Source organism: Geothrix sp. 21YS21S-2 (genome assembly GCF_030846775.1).
GTDB lineage: Bacteria > Acidobacteriota > Holophagae > Holophagales > Holophagaceae > Mesoterricola.
This window is the reverse complement of the sequence record NZ_CP132910.1, coordinates 68,560-90,673: the sequence shown is the minus strand read 5'-3', so window position 1 is coordinate 90,673 and position 22,114 is coordinate 68,560. Positions and strand designations below refer to the sequence as shown.

The window sequence follows — 22,114 nt, the reverse complement described above, 5'->3', positions numbered from 1 at the left end:
GCCAACCCTCACCTGCGATGACCGCAGATCCCCGGACGGATCCGGGATGTCGGTTCTCTGGATCGGCCGGGTCCTTGAACGCGCCTTCTCCCCGGCGAGGCGCTCCTCAGCGTGGAGTTGCTCCCCCCGGCTTCGGCGCAGGGAGGTAGAGGACCCTATCCGGCTGTGTGGGCGCATAGGCGTTGCGCTGCGGGATCTCGACCCGCTGGAAGGGCCGGTAGTCCTTGATCGCCCCCACGCGGCCGATGCGCAGGGTTTCGCGGAGGATGCCGGTGCCGTTGTTCGCGTCGCTGAAGAGGTTCTGGCCGTAGCCCACGCCGGCGGAGCCATTGAGATTCGACGAGAAGTATTTGAGCCCGGTGATGTTCTTCCGGGCATCCCGGATCCAGTCGATGAATACGACCGCATGGCCGCCGGCCGGATGGGTGCTGTAGCTGAGGAAGTCGCCGGGGCGCGCCTCCTCCAGGTCCGTGATGGCGCGGCCCAGGCCGTAGCTGACGATGCCGCGCTGCTCGGAATCGCCCGGTCCTTCGATGTACCAGATCTGCAACAGGTTGAACAGATCGTGGAAGGTCATGCCGTTGAAGTCGTCCGGGTCCAGGCCCTTCTGGATGTTGCGCAGCTTCATCGCCCGCATGAAGACTTCGAAGGTGAAGCCGCAGCAATAACTTACACGGGATCCGTCCGGATAGGCCTTGGCCACGACCATGCCCTTGAACCACTGGTCCTGGGTCACGCCGTTGTAGATGTCGTATTCCCGGGGTTCCCAGCCGCAGTGATAGGGGTAGGAACCATCGACGGGATAGCCGGAGATGACCTTCATCACGTAGGGACCGAGGGAGCCCTCGGCATCGTCCGCCACCTTCTCCTCCAGGGCGTAGGCCTTGGCCAGGGCCTTGTCCACGGGGGAGAAACCGCGCTCGTCCACGGGATAGGGGCGCGGGGTATAGGTGTAGCGGCGGGCGGCGGGACGTTGGCCGACCGGCTCGGGTTGCCGGCAGCCCAGGAAACCGAGGACGGCGAGGGTGGCGAGCAGGATGGACCCCCGGCCGGCGCGGGGAAGATGCGGAATCGAAGGGAGTCTGGCGTCCATCCGGTCACTTTACCAGCGGCGGCGGGATTGGGGATTCAAATGGCCCGTTTCAGAACCGGACGCCCGCGTAGATGCCGACCTGCGCCTTGGGACCCGAGGCCTTGGCCAGCGTGTCGTTGTTGGAGGTGGCGTCGCCGGCTCCGAGGCTCGTCGAGGTGAGGGGGAAGGCGAATTCCAGGACCACGAAGGGCTTCACGACCGGCGCGGGGAAGCTGAAGCCCGCATGGAGGCGGGCCCAGGGCCGCTGGTAGGTGCTGTCGCCATAGCGCACGTTCGCGCCCTCGAAGCGGTATTCCAGGCCCGCGCCCAGGTCCAGGGGGGCCCGCAGGCGGAGCATGGCTCCGGCCGCATAGTACCCGGCCTTGGAATTCACGACCTCCGTCGCGTGGGTGGCGGTGTTCGTGTAGGTCTGCTGGGCCGAGACCTTGGGCTGGTAGGCGGCCGTGAGCTGGAGGCTGGCCGGGCCGAAGCCGAGGACCGTGTACCCGAACCTCGCCGCCACGACCGTGGCGGATTCGGTGCTGTAGTTGACCGAACCTGAGGGGGTCGTGTTGGTGAAGGAATATCCTGGACTTTTGTACGTCTGCTGGCCGGCGAAGAGTCCCACTTCGAAGTTCTGGGCCGAAAGGGGGCTGATCGCGAGAAGGGACGCAGCCAGGATGAGCGGAATCTTCAATGATGCCTCCGGATCAGGGGTGGATTCTCGAGTTTTGCACGTTCACCCGCATAGACCCGGGCATTCCCTGAACGGTTGAAAAGGTGGGTTGAACGGAAATCCCCGGGGGCGGAGTATCCTCAATTCAACCCTTGTAAAGGAACCGACATGAGCTTCGATGGAACCTGGGACCTGACCGTCAATTCCCCCATGGGCGCGAAAACCTTCCGGATCGCCCTCACCACGGAGGGCGGGGCCGTCGCCGGGACCGTGACCGCGGACGGCCAGTCCACGCCCCTGGTGGACCCCGTGCTGGAGGACGGCCACCTCCGCTGGTCCATGAAGCTGCCCCGGCCCATGAACATCATGCTGGACCTGGACCTCACCTGCGGGGGGGACACCCTGGCCGGCTCGGCCAAGGCGGGACACCTGGCCATGGGGGTCACCGGGCAAAGGGCCGTCTAGGGAACTTTTGATCAAGGTCCGTACCCCCCGTGGGAAAATGGGGGGACGCAAAGGACCCCAGCCATGACCCACGCCACCGAAGCCCCCGTGATCCGCGCCCCCCACGGCACCCACCTGCACTGCAAAGGCTGGGTGCAGGAGGCGGCGCTGCGCATGCTCATGAACAACCTGGACCCCGACGTGGCCGAGCGCCCCGAGGACCTCATCGTCTACGGCGGCCTGGGCAAGGCGGCGCGGAACTGGGACTGCTTCAACGCGCTGGTCAAGGAGCTCAAGCACCTCGGCGACGAGGAGACCCTCCTGGTGCAGTCCGGCAAGCCCGTGGGGGTGATGCGCACCCACGCCGACGCGCCCCGGGTGCTCATCGCCAACTCCAACCTGGTGCCCAAGTGGGCCACCTGGGAGCACTTCCGGGAGCTGGACCGGAAGGGGCTGATGATGTACGGCCAGATGACGGCGGGCAGCTGGATCTACATCGGGAGCCAGGGCATCGTGCAGGGCACCTACGAGACCTTCGCCGAGGCGGCGCGCCAGCACTTCGGCGGGACGCTGGCGGGCACCTGGACCCTCACCGCGGGCCTGGGCGGCATGGGCGGGGCCCAGCCGCTGTCGGTCACCATGAACGGGGGCGTGGCCCTCTGCGTGGAGGTGGACCGCACCCGCATCGACAAGCGCCTCCAGACCCGCTACCTCGACGAATGGACCGACGACCTCGACGACGCCCTGGCCCGGGTGGAGCGCTACGTGCGCGAGAAGAAGGCCGTCTCCATCGGCCTCCTGGGCAACGCCGCCGAGGTGCTGCCCGAGCTGGTGCGCCGGGGCGCGCGGCCCCATCTGGTCACGGACCAGACCTCGGCCCACGACGAGTACAACGGCTACATCCCCGCCGGCCTCTCCCTGGAGCAGGCCGCGGCCATGCGCAAGGACGAGCCCGAGGCCTACGTGCAGCGGGCCCTGGCCTCCATGCGCGCCCACGTGGAGGCCATGCTGGCCTTCCAGGAGGCGGGCTCGGTCACCTTCGACTACGGCAACAACATCCGCGCCCAGGCCCAGCGCGCCGGCTGCGGGAACGCCTTCGCCTTCCCCGGCTTCGTGCCGGCCTTCATCCGGCCCCTGTTCTGCAAGGGCATCGGACCCTTCCGCTGGGCCGCGCTCTCGGGCGACCCCGAGGACATCGCGGTGACGGACCGGGCCATGATGGAGCTCTTCCCCGAAAACGAGGGCATGATCCGCTGGATCAAGGCCGCCCAGGAGAAGATCGCCTTCCAGGGCCTGCCCGCGCGCATCTGCTGGATCGGCGCCGGCGAGCGCCACCTGGCCGGGCTCAAGTTCAACGAGCTGGTGCGGGAGGGCAAGCTCAAGGCGCCCATCGTCATCGGCCGCGACCACCTGGACTCCGGCAGCGTGGCCTCCCCCAACCGCGAGACCGAAGGCATGAAGGACGGCTCCGACGCCGTCTCCGATTGGCCGCTCCTCAACGCCATGACCGCCTGCAGCGGCGGCGCCTCCTGGGTGAGCTTCCACCACGGCGGCGGCGTGGGCATGGGCTACTCGCAGCACTCCGGCGTGGTCATCGTGGCCGACGGCACGGAGCGCGCGGACCGGTGCATCCGGCGGGTGCTGTGGAACGACCCTGCCATGGGCGTCTTCCGCCATGCCGACGCCGGGTACGAATCCGCGAGGGAGCACGCCGGGAAGATCGGGCTGCACGTGCCCATGGGCTGAGCTACCGCGTCAGGGTGAAGTGGTCCAGGACCGCTCCGTCCGTGCCGACCTGCCTGAAGTCCACCTTGTCCCCGGTGATGTCCAGCTGCGAGAAGCAGGTGGTCCGCCAGCGGAGATGCACGGGGTAGGGCTTGGGCGGCGTCTGGCCGGGGTAGTCGGGGTGGCCCGGCGGGTAGGGGTAGTCCTTGGGGTTGGCCCCCCCGGCGCCGGTGACGATGTGGATGACGCCGTTGGCCTTGGTCGCGCCGTTCTGGCCGGTGAAGGCCGTGTCCTCCACGAGGTTCGCGGGGTTGCCGAAGTGGGCCCTTTCGGTGGCGCCGGCGGGCCTGGGCGTGAAGCGCAGGGGCCGGGTGCGCTGGTAGCTGTGCAGGTGGCCCGTGAAGACCAGGGAGACCCGGCGCTTTTCCAGGATGGGCCAGATCTGGCGCATCCAGGTCTCGGTGTACTTCCAGCCCGCTTCGTGGCCCACGTTGAACGCCGGGTGGTGGAACACCACGAAGCGCCAGTCCGCGCCTTGGGCGGCCTCCAGGTCCTTGTCCAGCCAGTCCTTGAGCTGCTGCACCAGGACGTCCGCCTCGGGGGTGCGGTCCTGCCAGTGGTGGGCCGGCAGGGTGCGGTGGGAATAGGCCCACTGGGAGTACAGGTTCGAGTCCAGGAAGGTCCAGTGCACGCCCCCCGAGTCGAACGAGTAGTTCGCCATGGCGGGGAAGCGGTCCCTGGCGGCGGCCAGGAACCCCGCGAAGAGGGAGGGCGGGCTCAGCACGGGGGTCATCATCTTGTGGGCGTTGGCGGGGTCGTGGTTGATCCCGAACGCGGGCCCGTTCAGGGGCTGGCTGAAGTAGTAGTAGTAGGCGAGGCCGTTGGGCCTGGGCGTGAAGCTGAGGTGGCCGTTCCTGAACTCGAAGACGCGGTCGGTATCGTTGTTCCCGAGGCACGCGGCCGTCACGGTGTTGCGCAGCACGGTCCCGCCCGCGGAGGCGCCGGGATCGGCGTTGAGGTTCGGGAAGAAGAGCTCCCGGTACTGGCCGGCATGGCCCTCCATGTTGACGATGTCCCCCGGGACCACCAGCAGGTCCGGATGGGCGGCGGCCATCTGCCGCGCCAGGGCGCGGAAGGCATCCTGGCTTGCAGGGCTCGTCGTGACCAGGTCCCCCGCCACCACCACCCGCTGGGGCTGGCCTTTCGCCTTGAGGGCCGTGCCGTGGTCCTGGAAGACGGCATGTCCGTCCCGGGTGACCTGGTAGGCGAACTTCGCCCCCGCCTCCAGCTTCGTCAGATCGGCCGTGTACACGCGGTGGTGGGGTTCGGAGGGCACGTCGACCTTCACGAAGGAGACCGGGCCCGCGGACCGCCACTGCCCCTTCCGGAGCACGTTCACGGCCCACGCCGCATCGGCGTCCCGGGTCTGCCAGAGCAGGGCCAGCCGGTTGGGGGACGGGGCCGGCCCCAGCTGCAGATAGGGGGGCACCAGGAAGGCCCCGGGCACGGCGAGCACGGGAATCTCGCTGGGCTTGGGATGCGTGGCCGGCGGGGTCCCGGGGGTCCGGGGGGTACCGGGGGTCTGGGGAGTCCCGGGAGTCTGGGGAGGCTCGGGGGTAGGGGGAGGCTCGGGGGTCGGGGGAGGCTCGGGGGTCGGGGGAGGCTCGGGAGTCCTGTGAGTCTGGGGGTCCCGGGTCGCGCGGGAACCACCTCCGCCGCAGGCGGAGGCAAGGAGCAGAAGGGAGAGGGGGAGGAGAAGGCTCTTCGACATAATAAATTATTATTTTTATTTTGAGTGCAGGTCAACCCTTAAAATTTAATATTATGCCTTATTGTTATATTTATGTATTGAGATCACCATCACCGATGCATGAATAGATTAAGCATATGCTTGGATTACCTGCCGCCGGAGAATGAAGGCCACACCCGGAGCCGCCATGATCATCCCCGACATCGACGACCTGATCCTGGAGCACGACGACGAGTCCGGCATCGAGGAGCTGGGCCGGCGCGTCCTGGCCCGGGGGCCCTGGACCACGGTGGCGTTCCTCGTGCGCACCCGCGCGCCGGAAGGCGCCTGGGAGGGGCCCCACCTGTGGTTGCACCGCTACCAGAAGGCGGCCCAGGGCTGGAAGCTGGTGAGCCGGTTCCGCACCACCGAACCCGAGCAGCTGGATGCCCTCCTGGGCGCGCTCGAGGGCTGGCGGGAGCTCATCGCGTCCCGCTGAAGGGGCCCCTTCCCCCTTCCCAGGTGAAGCCCGCGCCGCCTCGTGCGATGCTGGAGGGTTCAGGAGTCTCCATGGCCGTCGCCCTCAGTCTCGTCAAGGTCACCAAGCGCTTCGGCGCCCAGCCCATCCTCGAGGGGCTGACCTTCGGCCTGCAGATGGGGGAGAAGGTGGGCCTCATCGGGCGCAACGGGGCGGGCAAGTCCACGCTCTTCAAGCTCCTGGCCGGGGAGGACACGCCCGACGAGGGCGAGGTGGTCCTCACCCAGGGGCTGCGGGTGGCCCACCTGGCCCAGGACCCCCACTTCGCCCCGGACGCCACGGTGCGCAGCGCCCTGGAAGCGGCCCTCCGGGACCACCGGGCCCTCATCGCCCGCCACGGGGAGATCCACGAGGCCCTTCAGGCCGCCACCCCCGACCAGGCCGAGCGGCTCCACATGGAGCTGGACGGCGTGGAGCACCACCTCCACCACATGGGCTGGGACCTGGAACCGCGGCTCAAGGAGGCCCAGACCACCTGGGGCCTGCTGGACCTGGAGGCCACGGTGGAGTCGCTCTCCGGCGGCTGGCGCAAGCGTGTGGCCCTGGCCCAGGCCTGGCTCCAGGACCCGGACGTCATGGTGCTGGACGAGCCCACCAACCACCTGGACCCCGAGCAGGTGGAAAAGCTCGAGCTCTGGCTCCAGGGATTCGGCGGCGCGCTGCTGCTCATCACCCACGACCGCCACCTCCTGGACGGCGTCGTGGACCGCATGCTGGAGCTGGAGAACGGCGGCGTCACCAGCTACGACGGCTCCTACAGCGACTACCTCCTGGAGCGCAGCGACAAGGAGTTCCGGGAGGCCCGGCTCACCGAGCACATGCAGAACCGCCTGCGCCGGGAGCTGGCCTGGCTCCGCCGCGGCGCCAAGGCCCGCACCCGCAAATCCAAGCTGCGCATCCAGGACGTGCTGGACCTGGGCGACGAGGTGAAGGACCGCACCCGCCTGGAGCAGCGCACCAGCCTCACCTTCGCCGGAGGCGCCAACCGCTCCGATTCGCTCCTGTCGGCCGAGAACATCCGCTTCAGCTACCCGGGCGCCGGGGTCGAACTGGCCGGGGGCATCGACCTGGTGCTCCAGCGCCGGCAGCGCATCGCCTTCCTGGGCCCCAACGGCTGCGGGAAGTCCACGCTCCTGAAACTCCTGCTGGGCGAGCTGGAGCCCACCTCCGGCACCATCCACCGCCACCCCAAGCTCTCCATCTCGGCCATCTCCCAGGGCCGGGGCGAACTGCGGGCGGACCTCTCCGTGGCCGACAACATCGCCGAGCGCGCCTCCATGGTCAAGGTGGGCGGGCAGGAGCTGCTGGTGCTGGTGTACCTCACCCGCTTCGGCTTCCCCGCCGACCAGCAGAAGCGCATGGCCGGGACCCTGTCGGGCGGCGAGCGCAACCGGCTCCTGCTGGCCAAGGCCATGCTGCTGCCCTCGGACCTGCTGGTGCTGGACGAGCCCACCAACGACCTGGACATCCCCACGCTCCAGAACCTGGAGGAGGCGCTCCTGGACTACCCGGGCTCGCTGCTCCTGGTGAGCCACGACCGGTTCTTCCTGGACCAGGTGGCCACCCACACCCTGGCCTACAACCCCGAAGGCGAGCCCCGGTGGGAGATGTACGAAGGCAACCCGTCCTCCGTGCGCCGCCTGCGCGCCGAGCGCGCCCAGGAGGCCCCGAGGGCGGAGGCCCCGGGCAAGGCGGCCCGGGCCGAGACCCGGGAGGCCGGCAAGCGCAAGGCGGGCCTCTCCCAGAAGGAGGAGCGGCGCCTGGCGGAGGTGGACGCCGCCATGGCCGCGCTCCACGCCCGCATCCAGGAGCTGGAGGCCGCCATGGCCGACCCCGCGGCCTTCATCACCGCCGACGCCCCCGGCCACAAGGCGCTGCGCGACCGGGACGAGGCCAAGGCCCGCCTGGAGGAACTGGAGCTGGAGTGGCTGGAGCTGGAGGAGAAGCGGGGCTGAAAATCGCCCGCCTTTTCCGATTCCGCGCATGATGGAGGAACGAAAGGCCACCATGCCCCTGCCCCTCCTCCCCGAAGACATCCGCGCGGATCTCGCCGAAGCCGCACTCAAGGGCTTCTTCCTGGTCACCGCCCTGTGGCGCCTGGACCAGCGCCAGGAGATGGCCCTGCTGGGCCAGCCGCCCCGCGCCACCTTCTTCGCCTGGAAGGAAGGCGGCCGGGCCGCCCTCGGCCGCGACACCCTCCAGCGCATCTGCTGCATCATGGCCATCTGGAAGGGCCTGAAGCTCCTCCTCCCCGAACCGGCCCGGGCCCTGGCCTGGATGCGGGAACCCAACGCCAGCCCCCTCTTCGAGGGCCTGGCCCCCCTGGACCTCATGACCCGCGGGCGGGTCCTGGACCTGGCCGACGTGCGCCGGCTCCTGGACGCCCACATGGGCGTCGGATGACCGACCACGTCGCGCTCCTGCGCGGCGTCAACGTGGGCGGCAAGCATCCGCTGCCCATGAAGGACCTGGCCGCGCTCTTCGCCGGGGCGGGGTGCGCCGACGTGCGCACCTACATCCAGTCGGGCAACGTGCTCTTCACGGCGGAACCCGCCCTGGCGGCGGAGCTGCCGGAGCGCATGGCCGCCGCCATCCTCGAACGCTTCGGCATTCCGGCCCCCGTGATCCTGCGCACCCGGGACGAGCTCCTCGACGTGGTGCGGCACAACCCCTGGCCCGGCGACGAGGCGATCCTCCAGGTGCTGTTCCTGGCCGGGGCGCCCCGGCCCCTGGACTCCGGCTCCAACGGGGAGGACAGCTTCGCCCTGCGCGGCCGGGAGGTGTACCTCCGCCTGCCCAACGGCGCCGCCCGCACGAAGCTCACCAACGCCTGGTTCGACAGCCGCCTGGGCACCACCTCCACCGGCAGGAACTGGCGCACGGTGACGAAGCTGCTGGAACTGTTCTAGCGCCCGCAGGGCCTCCCGGCGCCGGTTCCCACGTAGGCGCAGGACGTGTCGTCGCAGCAGGTCATGCACACCCGCTTGCAGGCCTCGAAGCCCGTCAGCTCCACGTCCGGGGACAGGAAGCCCGGCTTCGCCGGCTCCTCCCGCATGAGGTCGGTGCTGAGATACTTCTTGTTGTCGTCGGAGAAGACCGTCACCACCACGGCGTCCGGCCCCAGCTCCTCCTGCACCTTGAGCGCCCCCAGGAAGTTGGCCCCGCTGGAGATGCCCACGCCCAGGCCCAGGCGGCCGGCCAGCAGCTGCGCCATGAGGATGGCGTCGCCGTCGTCCACCGCGATGATGCCGTCCAGGTCGCCCAGCTTGACGATGGACGGGATGAACTCGTCGGAGATGCCCTGGATCCGGTGCTTGCCCACCTTGTGGCCGGTGCTCATGGTGGGGGAGTTGGCGGGCTCCAGGGGGTGGAGCTTCACGCCGGGGTGCATCTCCTTCAGGAAGGCCCCCACGCCCATGATGGTGCCGCCAGTGCCCACGCCCGCCACGAAGGCGTCCGGGGTGAGGCCCTGGAACTTCAGCTGCCACCAGATCTCGGGGCCCGTGGTGGTGCGGTGGGCCTCGACGTTGTCGGTGTTGGAGAACTGGCAGGGGAGGAAGCAGCCCGGGGTGGAGGCGGCCAGTTCCTCGGACAGCCGGATGCTCCCCAGGAAGCCTCCCTCCTCCTTGCTCACCAGGCGGATGGCGGCGCCGAGGCTGCGGATGAGGTCCTTGCGCTCCTGGCTCATCCAGTCCGGCATGAAGATCGTCACCGGGTGCCCCAGGGCCCGCCCCAGGGCCGCGAAGGAGATGCCCGTGTTGCCGCTGGTGGCCTCCGCGAGGGCCGCCCCCGGGGCCAGCACGCCGCGCTGGTAGGCCATCTTCAGCACGTGCAGGGCCATGCGGTCCTTGATGCTGCCGGTCATGTTGAGGTTCTCGGCCTTGGCGAAGATGCGCCGGGGCCGGCCCTTGTACGTGAAGTGCACGGCCAGCAGGGGGGTGTTGCCCACCAGGTGGCCCAGGTCGTGGATGCGGCGGGGGATGTCGAGTGGGATCACGGTGGCCTCGGGCTTCCAGCGTCCCAGGGAAACAATCGGAATTGCCATGCACACAATGCAGTAAAAATTGCCGCTTTCTTTTCGTTTTTTTTGCGCCATATTTAAGCGCTCGGAGGTCGAGCGTGCTGGCGATGTGGGTTCCCGAAATGCCGTTCCAGATGGCCTGTCAGGCGGACGCAGGCCTGAAGGAGCGGCCTTTGGCTTTTCTCAGCCCCGGCGCCCAGCGCACCCCCTGCCTCTGGCTGGTGAACCGCCTGGCCCGGGCCGAGGGGGTGGCCCCCGGCGAGCCCATGGACCAGGCCCTGCGGCGCCTGCCCGGCCTGCGGGTGCTGGACCCGGCCCCCCAGACCTGGTGGGAGGCCCAGGGGCTCCTGGGCGAGTTCCTGCAGCACTGGAGCCCCCAGGGCCTCCTGGGGCGCATGGGCGAGGCCCTGGTGGACCTGCGCGGCACCGCCCGCCTCTACGGCGGGCCCCGGGACGCCGCCAGCCGCATGCAGCGGGACCTGGCGCAGTCCATGGGCTGGACCAGCCAGGGGGGGCTCTCCCAGAGCGCCACGGCGGCGCGCCTGGCCACCCGCACCCCGGAGGCCCTGGCGGAGGTGCCCGACGGCTCCGAGCAGGTCTTCCTGGCGCCCCACCCCCTGGGCCGCCTGCCCGACATCACCCCCCGGGTGCGCTACCGGCTCCAGCGCCTGGGGCTGGCCCGCTTCGGGGACCTGCAGCCGGTGCCCCTGCCCACCCTCAGCCAGATCATGCCCGAGCCCGACGCCCGCCTGGCCCTCTCCCGGGCCCGGGGGGAGGACCGGCCCCGCCTGCCCATGCTGGCCGATCCCCTGGGGGAGTCCCGCCACCCCTGGCGCCTGGAGCCCGCCTGCCTCCCCGAGGAGGTCCCCCTGGCCTTCTGGTGCCTGGAGCGCTTCTGGAACGACGGCCGCTCCCCCCGGCAGCTCACCCTGCGCTGGTGGGACGTGGACGGCGTGGCCCACCGCTGGCAGGCCCCCGCCGAGGCCCTGGCCGAGCCCGCCATGCTCCTGGCCCGCCTCGTGGAGGCCGCCTTCCGCCAGGGGGCCGAACGCCGCATCCTCGTGCACCGGCTGGAGCTGCACATGGCCTGGGGGCTGGGGCGGAGCCGGGGGCTCTTCGAGGCGCCGCTCACCCGCAAGCTGGGCGCCCTGGAGAACACCCTGACCCGGCTCCGCAGGCGCTTCCCCGACAAGCCCGTGCTGCCCGGCTGGGCCCTGGAGGAGGGTGAATCCGCATGACCTTCCTGCTCGCCGTGACCGACTTCTCCACCGGGGAAGGCGTCTACCCCGCGCCCATGGCCGTGGCGCTGGCCCGGCGCCTGGGCTACGGCTGCGTGGCCTCCTGGGACCACGGCCTCCACGGGTGGCCGCGCCTGCGGGAGGAGGCCCTGGCCGCGGGCCTCGCGCCCCTCCTGGCCTCCCGCTTCACCTGGCGGGGCCTGGACTTCGGCGCCCTGCCCCACACCGACCGCGGCTACGCCGAGCTGTGCCGCCTCCTCACGGACCAGGCCCACGGCCGCGAGGGGGACCCGCCCCGGGACTGCGTGCTCCTGGCCGAGACCCTGGAGGGCCAGGAGTACCTGGCCCGGGAGGGCTTCGCGCCCTATCTCCTCGCCCACGCCCGCAACCGGATGGAGGCCATGGCCGCCGCCTCCCGGGGCCTCCCCGCCGCCGCCCCCCAGGTGCTGCGCTTCCGCCGCGAGGCCGGCCTGGAGCTGCACCGCCTCAAGCGCGCCATGGCCGAGCGCTCCACGGTCACCCGCGTGGAGCCTCTGTGGGAGCCCCGGGACGCCGCCGTCACCCGGGCCTCCTGGGAGACCCGCTTTCCCGGCGCGGACCCCGCCATCACCCGGGCCTCGGAGGGGATCCTGGAGAAGGTGCGGGCCTGGCGCATGCACTGGGGCGACTGGGTCATGCCCCGGCCCATGTGCGCGCCCGACCTGGACCTGGACGAGGAGCTCAAATCCAGGCTCCGCCAGGGCATCCCGAAGCGCTACGCCGCGCCGCCCCCGGAGCTGGAGGCCCGCATCGACCTGGAGCTCGACCTCATCCGGCGCAAGCGCTTCGCAGGGTACTTCCTGGCCGTGCACGACATCATCCGCGAGGCCAGGGCCACGCGCACCTGCGGCCGGGGCTCGGGGGCGGCCTCCATCGTCAGCTACCTCCTGGGCATCACCAACGTGGACCCCATCGCCACCAACCTCATGTTCGAGCGGTTCCTGTCGGATGCCCGCGTGGACCCGCCGGACCTGGACGTGGACTTCGCCTGGGACGAGCGGGACGAGGTCATCGCCTCCGTCTTCCGGCGCTACGGGCAGGAGCGGGTGGCCATGGTCTCCAACCACGTGTACTTCAAGCCCAAGGGCGCCCTGCGGGACGTGGCGCTGGCCCACGGCCGCCCCGAGGCCGAGCTCAAGGTCCTGGCCCGCTTCATCCGCGGCTGGGACGAGGGGATGCAGGGCATCCAGGACAACCCCGCCTGGGCCCCCATCCTCGCCCAGGCCGAGGCCCTGCGCGGCCACTTCCACCAGCTCTCCGTGCACCCCGGCGGCACCGTCATCGCCCCCGGGGCCCTGTGGCACCACGTGCCCTTCCAGCCCGCTCCGGCCAAGGAGGGGGTGTCGATCACCCAGTGGGACAAGGACGGCGTGGAGGACTACGGCCTGGTGAAGATCGACCTCCTGGGCAACCGCAGCCTCGCCGTGGTGCGCGACGCCCTGGAGGTGCTGGGGGACCGGGCGCCGGCGCCGCTGCACTGGAACCCCCGCCTGGACCCCGCCACCCAGGGCCTGCTGGCCAGGGGCGACTCCATGGGCGTCTTCTACGTGGAGAGCCCCGCCACCCGCCAGCTGCAGCAGCGCGTGGGCAAGGGCGACTTCGAGACCCTGGTCATCCACAGCTCCCTCATCCGCCCCGCGGCCAACCGCTGGATCGACACCTACGTCCGGCGCAGCCGCGGCGAGGAGGCCTACGCGCCCAGCCACCCCGTGCTGGGGTCCCTGCTGTCGGACAGCTTCGGGGTGCTGGTGTACCAGGAGGACGTGGTGCGCGTGGGCATGGCCATGGCGGGCTGGAGTCACGAGGAGGCCGACAAGCTCCGCAAGGTCCTGGGCAAGGACGACTGCTCCGTGAAGCTGCCGCTGTTCGAGGCGCGGTTCCGGGAGGGCTGCGCCGCCCAGGGCATCCCCCCGGCCGTGGTGGACGAGGTGTGGGACATGGTGCGCACCTTCCGGGGCTACTCCTTCTGCAAGCCGCATTCGGCGTCCTACGCCCAGGTGAGCTTCGAGAGCGCCTGGCTCAAGGCCCACCACCCGGCGGTGTTCTTCGCGTCGGTGATCACCAACCAGGGCGGCTTCTACGCCCCCATCGCCTACCTGGGCGACGCCCGGCGCCACAACCTGGTGGTGCGCGGCCCCGACGCCAACCTGTCGAGGTGGGAGTTCGCCGCCGAGGGGGACCGCGGCCTGCGGGTGGGCCTCATGGCCGTCAAGGGCGCCCAGCGCGGCGAGGTGGAGGCCCTGCTGGAGGACCGGGAGCGCCGCGGGCCCTATGCGAGCCTGGAGGAGCTCCTGGAGCGCGTGAGCCTCTCCGTGCCCACCGTGGAGGCCCTGGGTTCGGGCGGCGCCTTCGACCGCTGGGCCCCCGACGGCGACCGCACGCGCCTCCTGTGGACGCGCCTGGGCGGCATCCCCGAGGGCGTGCGGCCCCGCCCCACCGACCCCTTCGACCGCGCCTCCCTGGAGCTGGAGCTCCTGGGCCTGACCCTGGAGATCCACCCCGCCGCCCTCCAGCGGGCCCGCCACGGCGGCGCCCCCCACCGCGCCGCCGACGTGGCCCGCCCCGGCCACCAGCTGCGCTTCTGGGCCCTGGTGGTGGCCGAGAAGACCGTGCGCACCGAGAAGGGCGACCTCATGCAGTTCGTCACCTTCGAGGACGAGACGGCGCTGTGCGAGGCCGTGGCCTTCCCGGACGCCTACCGCAAACGGAGAAGGCCCTTCCGCGTGGGGGACATCCTGCCGGTGGCGGGGAAGAGCGTGCGGCAGGACGGGCTGGTGGTTCTGGAGGTGGCGTAAACGCCCGGGTACCATGGAGCATGGAAAACGCCCACGCCCCCTATGAACTGTCCCTGGACGTCCTGCCCGAGGACATCGACCAGCTCAACCACGTGAACAACGTCGTGTACCTGCGCTGGGTGCAGGAGGCCGCCATCGCCCACTGGACCGCCAAGGCCTCCCGGGAGGCCCAGGAGGCGCTCTTCTGGGTGGTGGTGCGCCACGAGATCGACTACAAGCGCCCGGCCCTGCCGGGCGACGCCATCATCGCCCGCACCTGGGTGGGCCCGGCCAGCCAACGCACGTTCGAGCGCAACACGGAGATCCTCCGGGCCGGCGACCGCACCCTCCTGGCCCGGGCCCGCACCCTCTGGTGCCCCATGGACCTGCGCACCGGCCGGCCCACCCACGTGAGCGACGAGGTGCGGGCGGCCTTCTCCGTGGAGCCGGCGGCCGGGATCTGAGCCCGGCGGGTCATCGCCTGGGCGGAGCGGCCTCCGGGAGCAGCGCCATGGGGCGGCTCTTGAACCGGACGGCCTCCTGTTTCCAGGTGGCCTCGTCCACTTCGGTGAACTCCGGCGGGCTGGCCTTGAAGTTGGCCTTCCACACCCGGAAGAACCGCGCCAGCTTCCGGGGTTCGTCGATTTCCACGGTGACGCCGTACTCGCTGGCCTCCTGCTGGACGTTCAGGGTGTGCCGGCCCGCCGGGATCACCAGGTCCACGTAGCCGTCGTTCTTGAGGATCGCCGCCTTCCGGCCGTCCAGCCAGACCTCGTAGTTGCCCAGCGCGAAGTTGATGGTGTTGGGCCGCCGGTAGACGGTCAGCCTCATGGCCTTCCGGAGGACCGGGGCCGCCCGGAGCCAGGCGCCGGCCTCGATCCGGATGTTCTGCCGGGATGCGATGTGCCCCGGGGCTTCCACCAGCAGGAGGGACTCGCCCGGGACCAGGCCCGGGAGGTCCAGCGGCGCACCGGGGCCCGCGGTCCCCTTGAACTCGCCGTCCAGGTAGACCTTGGCCTCGGGCGCCTCCACGGCCACTTGGAGGCCGCCCTGCCGGGGGGAGGCGGCCGGCAGGGGCCTCGCCGGAGCCGCGAGGGGCGCCGGGGCCGAACCGGGGCGGAAGAGGAATTCCCCCGTGAGCGAGCTGCTGTCCCAGGGGATCTGCTGATCCCCGGAGTCCCGCTTGACCCCCACCCGCACCCGCTTGAAGACCTGCTCCACGGTCTGGCCGGGCTCCCGGAGCGCCTCCAGGAGGTGCTGGGTGTACAGGCCGTTCCCGCCCAGCCCGTCGTTGGCCGTGCTGCCCGGGGCCGTGGCGTAGGCGACGAAGCTGCCGGCGGGCGCGTCCATCTGGGCCAGCCCCCGGCTGGAGGACCGGAAGGTCCGGGCGAAGGGGTTGTTCCGGCAGGCGTCCAGGACGAGGATGTTCAGCCGGTTCCGGGCCGCCTCCATCCAGCCCAGGATGAAGGCCACGTCCAGGGCCTGCACCGGCACCTCGTGCTCCGCGGCGATGTCGGCCCCCACGGGGATCAGGTAGTTGGAGCCCCGCACGGCCATGCCGTGGCCCGCGAAATAGAACAGGCCGACGCCGCCTCCGGCGATCTTCCGGCCGAATTCGCGCACGGCCGCGGACATTCCGGCCCGGTCGGCGTCCAGGACGAGATCGACCTGGAAGCCGCAGGAGCGCAAGGCCTCCGCCATGGCCCGGCCGTCGTTGACGGGGTTCCGCAGGGGCCCCTCCCGGTAGGCGCTGTTGCCGATCACCAGGGCGATGCGCGGTTCATCCTGCGGCTGAGCCGGGGGCCGGATGGCAATTGCCCGATCGGCCGATTGCTGGGCGAGGGCCAGGGACGTGACCAGGAGCAAGGCCAGGGCCCGGAAGCGGAGCATGGTCACCTCGGAGGGAAGGGGATGGCTCCAGCTTAGTCCACCCGGCAAAAAGTTGGCCATCCGGTCGTTTTTGTTCATACTTGTTGCTTATGCAACTTCTGGTCCCCTGGGATGAAGCCAGCCTGCCTCTCATGCTCTCCGTCGTCCGGAGCCGCCTCCGGCAGGTGACGTGGCGCCTGCTGGCCCCGCACGGGATAACGCCCCAGCAGTACCAGGTGCTGCGGGTGCTCTCGGACGCGCCGGGCCTCTGCCACGGCCAGCTGGCCGGGGCGCTGGGGCTGGACAAGCCCACCGCCACCCGCATGGTCCAGGCGCTCGTGCGCAAGGGCTGGGTGGAGGTGCTGGCCCACCCCAGCCACGGGCGCAAGACGCGCCTGGAGCTGAGCGCCGGGGGGCGGGCCAAGGTGGACAGCCTCGTGGGGTTCCGGACCGCCGTCCGGGAGGGCCTCGAAGCGGGCCTGGACGATGGGGAGCGCAAGGCCGTGCGGGCGCTCCTCCACAAGCTGAAGAACAACCTGGACCACCTGGACGGGGCCCCGTCCGATCTGAGGTAACGCCCCCATGTGGATCGTCCGGCTCGCCCTGCGCCGTCCCTACACCATCGCCGTCATGTGCATGCTCTTCCTCCTCATGGGCGCGCTCTCCATGCGGCGCATGCCGGTGGACATCTTCCCGGCCATCGACATCCCCGTGGTCACGGTGGTGTGGAGCTATTCCGGCCTGAGCCCCGAGGAGATGGAACGCCGGGTGGTCAACGTGAGCGAACGGGCCATGTCCACCACGGTCAACGGCATCGAGCGCATCGAGTCCCAGAGCATCCAGGGGGTGGGGGTCCTGCGGGTGTACTTCCAGCCGGGCACCGACATCGGCGGGGCCATCGCCCAGATCGGCTCGGTGACCAACGCCATCCTGCGCATCCTGCCCCCGGGCATGACGCCCCCCAACATCATCCAGTTCAACGCCAGCAACGTGCCCGTGGTGCAGCTGACCGCGCGCAGCGAGACCCTCTCCGAGCAGCAGATCTACGACCACTCCCTCAACTTCATCCGCATCCGGCTCTTCACCATCCCGGGGCTGTCCACGCCGGCGCCCTTCGGCGGCAGGGGCCGCCAGATCTCGGTGGACATCGACCCCGCCAAGCTCGCGGCCCGGGGCCTCGGCCCCGCCGACGTGGTGACCGCCGTCTCCTCGGAGAACGTCATCGTCCCCGCGGGCCTGGCGCGCCTGGGCGCGCGCGAGCTGCCCATCCTCACCAACTCGAACCCCTCGAGGATCGAGGACCTCAGGAACATCCCCCTCAAGCTGGTGAACGGGTCGCCCGTGTACCTGCGGGACGTGGCCCAGGTGTACGACGGCTTCACGGACCAGACCAACATCGTGCGCATCAACGGGAACCGGGCCACCTACCTGGCCATCCTCAAGAAGGCCGACGCCAGCACCCTGGCGGTGGTGGACGCGGCGAAGGAGATGCTGCCCGTCATCAAGGCCGCCGCGCCCAAGGGCCTGGAGCTGAACTTCGACTTCGACCAGAGCCAGTTCGTGCGCGGGGCCATCTCGGACGTGGTGAAGGAGGGCTTCATGGCCTCCCTGCTGGTGTCGCTGATGATCCTGTTCTTCCTGGGGTCCTGGCGGGCCATGCTGCTGGTGTGCACCAGCATCCCGCTGGCCATCTTCGCGGGCATCATCGGCCTGAAGGTCTCGGGCCAGACCATGAACATCATGACCCTGGGCGGCCTGAGCCTGGCCATCGGCATGCTGGTGGACGACGCCACGGTGGAGGTGGAGAACATCCACCGCAACCAGGCCATGGGCAAGCCGCTGACGGTGGCCATCCTGGACGGCGCCAGCCAGATCGCGGTGCCGGCCATCGTGGCCACCCTGGCGATCTGCATCGTGTTCTTCCCGGTGGTGCTGCTGGTGGGGCCGGCGAAGTACCTCTTCACGCCCCTGGCCATGGCGGTGGTCTATTCCATGCTGGCCTCGTACCTCCTCTCCCGCACCCTGGTGCCCACCCTGGCCCGCATGCTGCTGGAGCACGACCACCACGCCCCCGGGACCCGCCTGGGGCGCTTCAACGCCTGGCGCGAGCGGGGCTTCACGCGCTTCCAGGACGCCTACGGGCGGCTCCTGGACCGGGTCCTGCACCACCGGGTCTTCGTGCTGGGCCTGGCGGTGGCCTTCGCCGTCCTCAGCGTGGGCCTGCTGGGGGTGCTCGGGCGGGACTTCTTCCCGGCCGTGGACGTGGGCCTCATGAAGCTCCACGTGCGCGCGCCCTCGGGCACGCGCCTGGAGGAGACCGAGCGCGTCATCGCCCAGGTGGAGGACGCGGTGCGCGACCTGGTGCCGGCCCGGGAGCTGGCCACCATCAACAGCAATATCGGCGTGCCCAGCGCCTTCAACATGGGCTTCATCCCCACCGACAACGTCACCAGCCAGGACGCGGACGTCTCCATCTCCCTCAAGCACGGGCACCGGCCCACCGCCGCCTACATGAAGGCCCTTCGGGAGGAGCTCCCCAGGCGCTTCCCGGGCGTCGGCTTCTACTTCCAGTCCGCCGACATCGTGAGCCAGGTGCTCAATTTCGGCATCCCCGCCGCCATCGACGTGCAGGTGGAGGGCCCCAACCTGGCCGCCAGCGCCGAGGTGGCCCGGCGCCTGGAGGCCGGCATGCGGCAGGTGCCGGGCGCCGTGGACGTGCGGCTCAAGCAGGTGGTGAACGCCCCGGGCTACCGGGTGGACGTGGACCGCCTGCGCGCGGCCCAGCTGGGCCTGAACCAGCAGGCCGTGGCCAACGGCCTCCTGGTCTCGCTCTCGGGCAACGGCCAGCTGGCGCCGTCCTACTACCTGGACCCCGTCACGGGCGTGAACTACACCGTGGCGGTCAAGACCCCCCTGTCCCGCATGGCGACCCCGCGGGACCTCATGGCCACGCCCTTCAGCCTCCCGGGGGGCTCGGCCCTGTTGCAGACCACGACGTTCCAGGGCGCCGGGCCCGCCTCGCAGCCGCCCTCGGAGCCCCTGTCCAACTTCGCCTCCCTCAACAGGATCAACGTCGCCAGCGAGATCAACCACTACACCGTGCAGCGCGTGCTGGACGTCATGGCGGGCGTGGAGGGCCGCGACCTGGGCTCCGTGGTGGGCGACATCCGGACCCGGATCCGCGACCTCGGCCCCCTGCCCCCCAACACCCGGATCCGCATCCGCGGCCAGTCCGAGGTGATGGTGGAGGCCTTCGTGAACCTGGCGGGGGGCCTGGTCATCGCCATCGCCCTGGTGTACCTCCTGATGGCCGTGCTCTACCAGAGCTGGCTGGACCCCTTCATCATCCTCTTCGCCGTGCCGGGCGCCCTGGTGGGGATCCTCTGGATGCTGGCCTTCACGGGCACCACCCTGAACGTGGAGTCCCTCATGGGCGCCATCATGGCCGTGGGCATCGCCACGTCGAACTCCATCCTCCTGGTGAGCTTCGCCAACGACGTGCGCGTGGCCCATCCGGAGATGACCGCCCTGGAGGCGGCCTTCGCCGCAGGGCGGACCCGGCTGCGCCCGGTGCTCATGACCGCCCTGGCCATGATCCTGGGCATGGTCCCCATGGCGCTGGCCCTGGGCGAGGCCGGCAGCCAGAACGCGCCCCTGGGCCGGGCCGTCATCGGCGGGCTCCTGATGGCCACGGTGGTGACGCTGTTCATCGTGCCGGTGGTCTACAGCCTCTTCCGCAAGAAGCCCCCCACGGCCCACCTCCTGGACGAAAAGTTCCACACCGAGCAGCAAGGAAGTGAAGCATGAGCAACGATCCGACCTTCTCCCGTTTCCGCCTGGGCGGCATCGCCATCCTGCTGGTGAGCGCCTCCGCCATCGCCGTGCTGTGGGGCGTGCAGCGCACCGGTGTTCGCCACGAGGCCCGGCGCCTGCGCTCGGACCAGGAGGCCGGTCCCCGCGTGCGGGTGGCCCTGGCCGGGGGGGACGGCGACGCCCGCACCCTGGAACTGTCCGGAGAGGCCCTGCCCTACCTCTCCACCACCGTCTATTCCAAGGTGGCCGGCTTCCTGCGCGAGATCCGGGTGGACAAGGGCTCCCCGGTGAAGAAGGGCCAGGTGATCGCGGTGATCGAGTCCACCGAGGTGGACAGCGACTTCCAGGCCCTCAAGGCCGACGCCCGGAACAAGCGGAGCTATGCCGGGCGCCTGCGCCAGCTGGGCGCCCAGGGCATCGTCAGCGCCCGGGACCAGGACGACGCGGAGGCCGCGGCCCGCATCGCCGAGGAGAAGCTGGCCAGCCAGGGCGTGCTGCAGGGCTACCGCAACGTCACGGCCCCCTTCGCCGGCGTGGTGACCCAGCGCTTCGCCGACCCCGGCGCCCTCATCCAGAACGCCAGCAACAGCACGTCCTCCCAGCCCCTGGTCTCCCTGGCCCAGGTGGACCACCTGCGGGTGGCATTCTACCTGGACCAGCAGGTGGCCTCCCGGATCCGGGTGGGCCAGGAGCTCACCGTGCGCCCCGCGGACCGCCCCGACCTGGCCCGCGCCGTCAAGGTGGCGCGCTTCTCGGGCGCCCTGGATCCCCGCACCCGCACGCTGCTGGCCGAGGCCGACCTGGACAACCGGGACGGCGCCTTCGTGGCCGGCGGCGCCGTGCGGCTCAGCCTGGGTCTCGCCAGGGAGTCCGGGAGGCTGGAGATCCCTTCCGAAGCCGTGCTCCTGAAGGCGGAACGGACCTACGCGGCCGTGGTGGGCCCGGATTCCCGGGTGGTCCTGCGTCCCGTGGTGCTGGGCGAGGACTCGGGCTCCCGGGTGCGCGTCCTGGCCGGCCTCAAGGCGGGTGAGAAGGTGGTGCTGAACCCTTCCGTCACCCTGGCGGACGGGGACCAGGTGCAGGCGGGGGAACCGGCCGCCCCGAAGTAGCCTCCCCGTCCGGGGCCGGCGCGCTTTCCGCCAGGTTCTGATTGAACCAGGCGTGAACAATCCCATCCAGGGGTTGAAGCCGAAGGGCCAACGAGATGTGGTCCTCCCCCGGAACGATGAGCAGTCGGCTTCCGGCCGGGGCACCCGCACTCAACCGGCGGCTGTGGTCCGGCGGAACCATCGCATCGTCCGCCCCGTGAATGAACAGGATGGGGCCGTTGACGGCCGCCGCGGCCTTCGGCACATCCACCTCGGCCCAGGTGAATCCGGCCTTCCCGGGTGCCTCCTGGATGGCCTTCCGGATCGTACTCTCCGACGCCCACCAGAGCAGCCGCCTGAAAGGAGGGAAGGCGTGGACCATGGTCCCGATCGCGGATTGGGGGTCCGCAAAGGGCTCGATGGCGACAACCGTGGCGATCCTGGGATCGGCCCCGGCCCACTGGAGCGCCACGCTGGCTCCCAGCGACACCCCGATCACGCCTGTTCTCCCCGCCACCAGCCGGCGCGCGACCAGGGCTTCCAGGACGGACCGCATGTCCTCCACCTCGAAGGCGCCGAAGCCGATCCATTCCCCCGACGACCCTCCATGCCCCCTGAGATCCACCATCACGCATCGAAAACCCTGCTGGGCCAGCGAGAGGGCCCAAGGGAGCATCTGCTCCTTCTGCTGCCGGTACCCGTGCAGAAGGATCACGGTCCCCTTGGGCCGGGCCATGAAGAAGTCGGGTTTGTCGAAGGACATCTGGAGGTTGGCTTCGAACGCCTTCTTCGTCTTCTCCACGGAACAGCTGTAGGAGAGATGCCAGTCTCCGGGCTCGACGACCTGCGCATTCAGGAGAACCCCGGGCGTTCGGCTGGGCACCGACACGTCCGTGAAGGCACTGGCCAAGGCGGTCGATTGGAGGGACGGCGCCGATTGAAGATTCGGTGCCCGGACCAACCGCCGGGCCAGGGTGGTATGGGTGCACCCGGTGCCAGCCAGGGCGAGCATCACGAGCAGGAGATGACGGTTCATGACCCCATGCTAGCCTGGGACCCGCGTTCGGCACCGGCCGATCGGCCCGGGA

Annotated in this window: 18 protein-coding genes; 12 read left to right on the top strand and 6 right to left on the bottom strand. The window is 70.4% G+C overall.

Annotated features, from left to right (window positions below; genetic code table 11):
* Positions 1-106: 106 nt before the first annotated feature.
* Together RAH40_RS00385 and RAH40_RS00380 are read right to left on the bottom strand one after the other, a co-directional pair.
* Entirely contained in the window at positions 107-1,093 is a 987-nt protein-coding gene (locus RAH40_RS00385; protein ID WP_306600057.1) for a hypothetical protein, read from the bottom strand.
* Between the two features lie 49 nt (positions 1,094-1,142).
* A complete protein-coding gene (locus tag RAH40_RS00380) occupies positions 1,143-1,769 on the bottom strand; it encodes a hypothetical protein (RefSeq protein WP_306600056.1) in 627 nt (208 codons plus the stop codon).
* 147 nt (positions 1,770-1,916) lie between these two features.
* On the opposite strand from RAH40_RS00380, the gene RAH40_RS00375 reads away from it, so the two are divergent.
* Both RAH40_RS00375 and hutU read left to right on the top strand, forming a co-directional pair.
* Positions 1,917-2,213: a hypothetical protein gene (locus tag RAH40_RS00375; RefSeq protein ID WP_306600055.1), complete on the top strand. Its 297-nt coding sequence runs from the start codon at positions 1,917-1,919 to the stop codon at positions 2,211-2,213.
* Between the two features lie 63 nt (positions 2,214-2,276).
* The gene (hutU, locus tag RAH40_RS00370) at positions 2,277-3,938 is read left to right on the top strand and encodes a urocanate hydratase (protein ID WP_306600054.1); all 1,662 of its coding nucleotides are present in this window, start codon (positions 2,277-2,279) and stop codon (positions 3,936-3,938) included.
* Between the two features lies 1 nt (position 3,939).
* Here hutU and RAH40_RS00365 read toward each other — a convergent pair whose 3' ends face one another.
* Complete coding sequence (locus tag RAH40_RS00365) at positions 3,940-5,433, bottom strand: metallophosphoesterase (RefSeq protein WP_306600053.1); 1,494 nt, start codon at positions 5,431-5,433, stop codon at positions 3,940-3,942.
* Between the two features lie 421 nt (positions 5,434-5,854).
* Between RAH40_RS00365 and RAH40_RS00360 the strand changes: the two genes are divergently transcribed.
* The 4 genes from RAH40_RS00360 to RAH40_RS00345 all read left to right on the top strand — a co-directional run bounded on the left by RAH40_RS00360 (position 5,855) and on the right by RAH40_RS00345 (position 9,093).
* Positions 5,855-6,145, top strand: a complete 291-nt coding sequence (locus RAH40_RS00360) for a hypothetical protein (protein WP_306600052.1) — start codon at positions 5,855-5,857, stop codon at positions 6,143-6,145.
* Between the two features lie 71 nt (positions 6,146-6,216).
* Positions 6,217-8,139, top strand: coding sequence for an ABC-F family ATP-binding cassette domain-containing protein (locus RAH40_RS00355; RefSeq protein WP_306600050.1), 1,923 nt, complete (start codon positions 6,217-6,219; stop codon positions 8,137-8,139).
* A gap of 52 nt (positions 8,140-8,191) precedes the next feature.
* Positions 8,192-8,587, top strand: coding sequence for an MbcA/ParS/Xre antitoxin family protein (locus RAH40_RS00350; protein ID WP_306600049.1), 396 nt, complete (start codon positions 8,192-8,194; stop codon positions 8,585-8,587).
* Positions 8,584-9,093, top strand: a complete 510-nt coding sequence (locus RAH40_RS00345) for a DUF1697 domain-containing protein (RefSeq protein ID WP_306600048.1) — start codon at positions 8,584-8,586, stop codon at positions 9,091-9,093. Before RAH40_RS00350 ends, RAH40_RS00345 begins: the two co-directional genes overlap by 4 nt.
* Here the strand turns inward: RAH40_RS00345 and RAH40_RS00340 are convergent.
* Positions 9,090-10,181: a PLP-dependent cysteine synthase family protein gene (locus tag RAH40_RS00340; protein WP_306600047.1), complete on the bottom strand. Its 1,092-nt coding sequence runs from the start codon at positions 10,179-10,181 to the stop codon at positions 9,090-9,092. The genes RAH40_RS00345 and RAH40_RS00340 overlap by 4 nt on opposite strands.
* A gap of 131 nt (positions 10,182-10,312) precedes the next feature.
* Here RAH40_RS00340 and RAH40_RS00335 point away from each other — a divergent pair, with 131 nt between their 5' ends.
* From RAH40_RS00335 to RAH40_RS00325, 3 genes are read left to right on the top strand one after another with little or no spacing between them, the layout of a single operon-like run.
* Positions 10,313-11,443 (top strand): hypothetical protein, encoded by a 1,131-nt coding sequence (locus RAH40_RS00335; RefSeq protein WP_306602323.1) that lies wholly within the window; start codon positions 10,313-10,315, stop codon positions 11,441-11,443.
* Positions 11,440-14,277, top strand: coding sequence for a hypothetical protein (locus RAH40_RS00330; RefSeq protein ID WP_306600046.1), 2,838 nt, complete (start codon positions 11,440-11,442; stop codon positions 14,275-14,277). The genes RAH40_RS00335 and RAH40_RS00330 overlap by 4 nt, the downstream gene beginning before the upstream one ends.
* A gap of 20 nt (positions 14,278-14,297) precedes the next feature.
* Positions 14,298-14,720, top strand: coding sequence for a thioesterase family protein (locus RAH40_RS00325; RefSeq protein ID WP_306600045.1), 423 nt, complete (start codon positions 14,298-14,300; stop codon positions 14,718-14,720).
* 10 nt (positions 14,721-14,730) lie between these two features.
* Here RAH40_RS00325 and RAH40_RS00320 read toward each other — a convergent pair whose 3' ends face one another.
* On the bottom strand, positions 14,731-16,146 hold the full coding sequence (locus tag RAH40_RS00320; RefSeq protein WP_306600044.1) for a caspase family protein: 1,416 nt from the start codon (positions 16,144-16,146) through the stop codon (positions 14,731-14,733).
* 131 nt (positions 16,147-16,277) lie between these two features.
* Here RAH40_RS00320 and RAH40_RS00315 point away from each other — a divergent pair, with 131 nt between their 5' ends.
* From RAH40_RS00315 to RAH40_RS00305, 3 genes are read left to right on the top strand one after another with little or no spacing between them, the layout of a single operon-like run.
* Positions 16,278-16,700 (top strand): MarR family winged helix-turn-helix transcriptional regulator, encoded by a 423-nt coding sequence (locus tag RAH40_RS00315; RefSeq protein WP_306600043.1) that lies wholly within the window; start codon positions 16,278-16,280, stop codon positions 16,698-16,700.
* 7 nt (positions 16,701-16,707) lie between these two features.
* Complete coding sequence (locus RAH40_RS00310; protein WP_306600042.1) at positions 16,708-19,932, top strand: efflux RND transporter permease subunit; 3,225 nt, start codon at positions 16,708-16,710, stop codon at positions 19,930-19,932.
* The gene (locus RAH40_RS00305; RefSeq protein WP_306600041.1) at positions 19,929-21,047 is read left to right on the top strand and encodes an efflux RND transporter periplasmic adaptor subunit; all 1,119 of its coding nucleotides are present in this window, start codon (positions 19,929-19,931) and stop codon (positions 21,045-21,047) included. The genes RAH40_RS00310 and RAH40_RS00305 overlap by 4 nt, the downstream gene beginning before the upstream one ends.
* On the opposite strand, the gene RAH40_RS00300 is transcribed toward RAH40_RS00305, so the two are convergent.
* Complete coding sequence (locus RAH40_RS00300; protein ID WP_306600040.1) at positions 20,992-22,062, bottom strand: alpha/beta hydrolase; 1,071 nt, start codon at positions 22,060-22,062, stop codon at positions 20,992-20,994. The two genes, RAH40_RS00305 and RAH40_RS00300, sit on opposite strands and share 56 nt — an antisense overlap.
* Positions 22,063-22,114 lie beyond the last annotated feature (52 nt).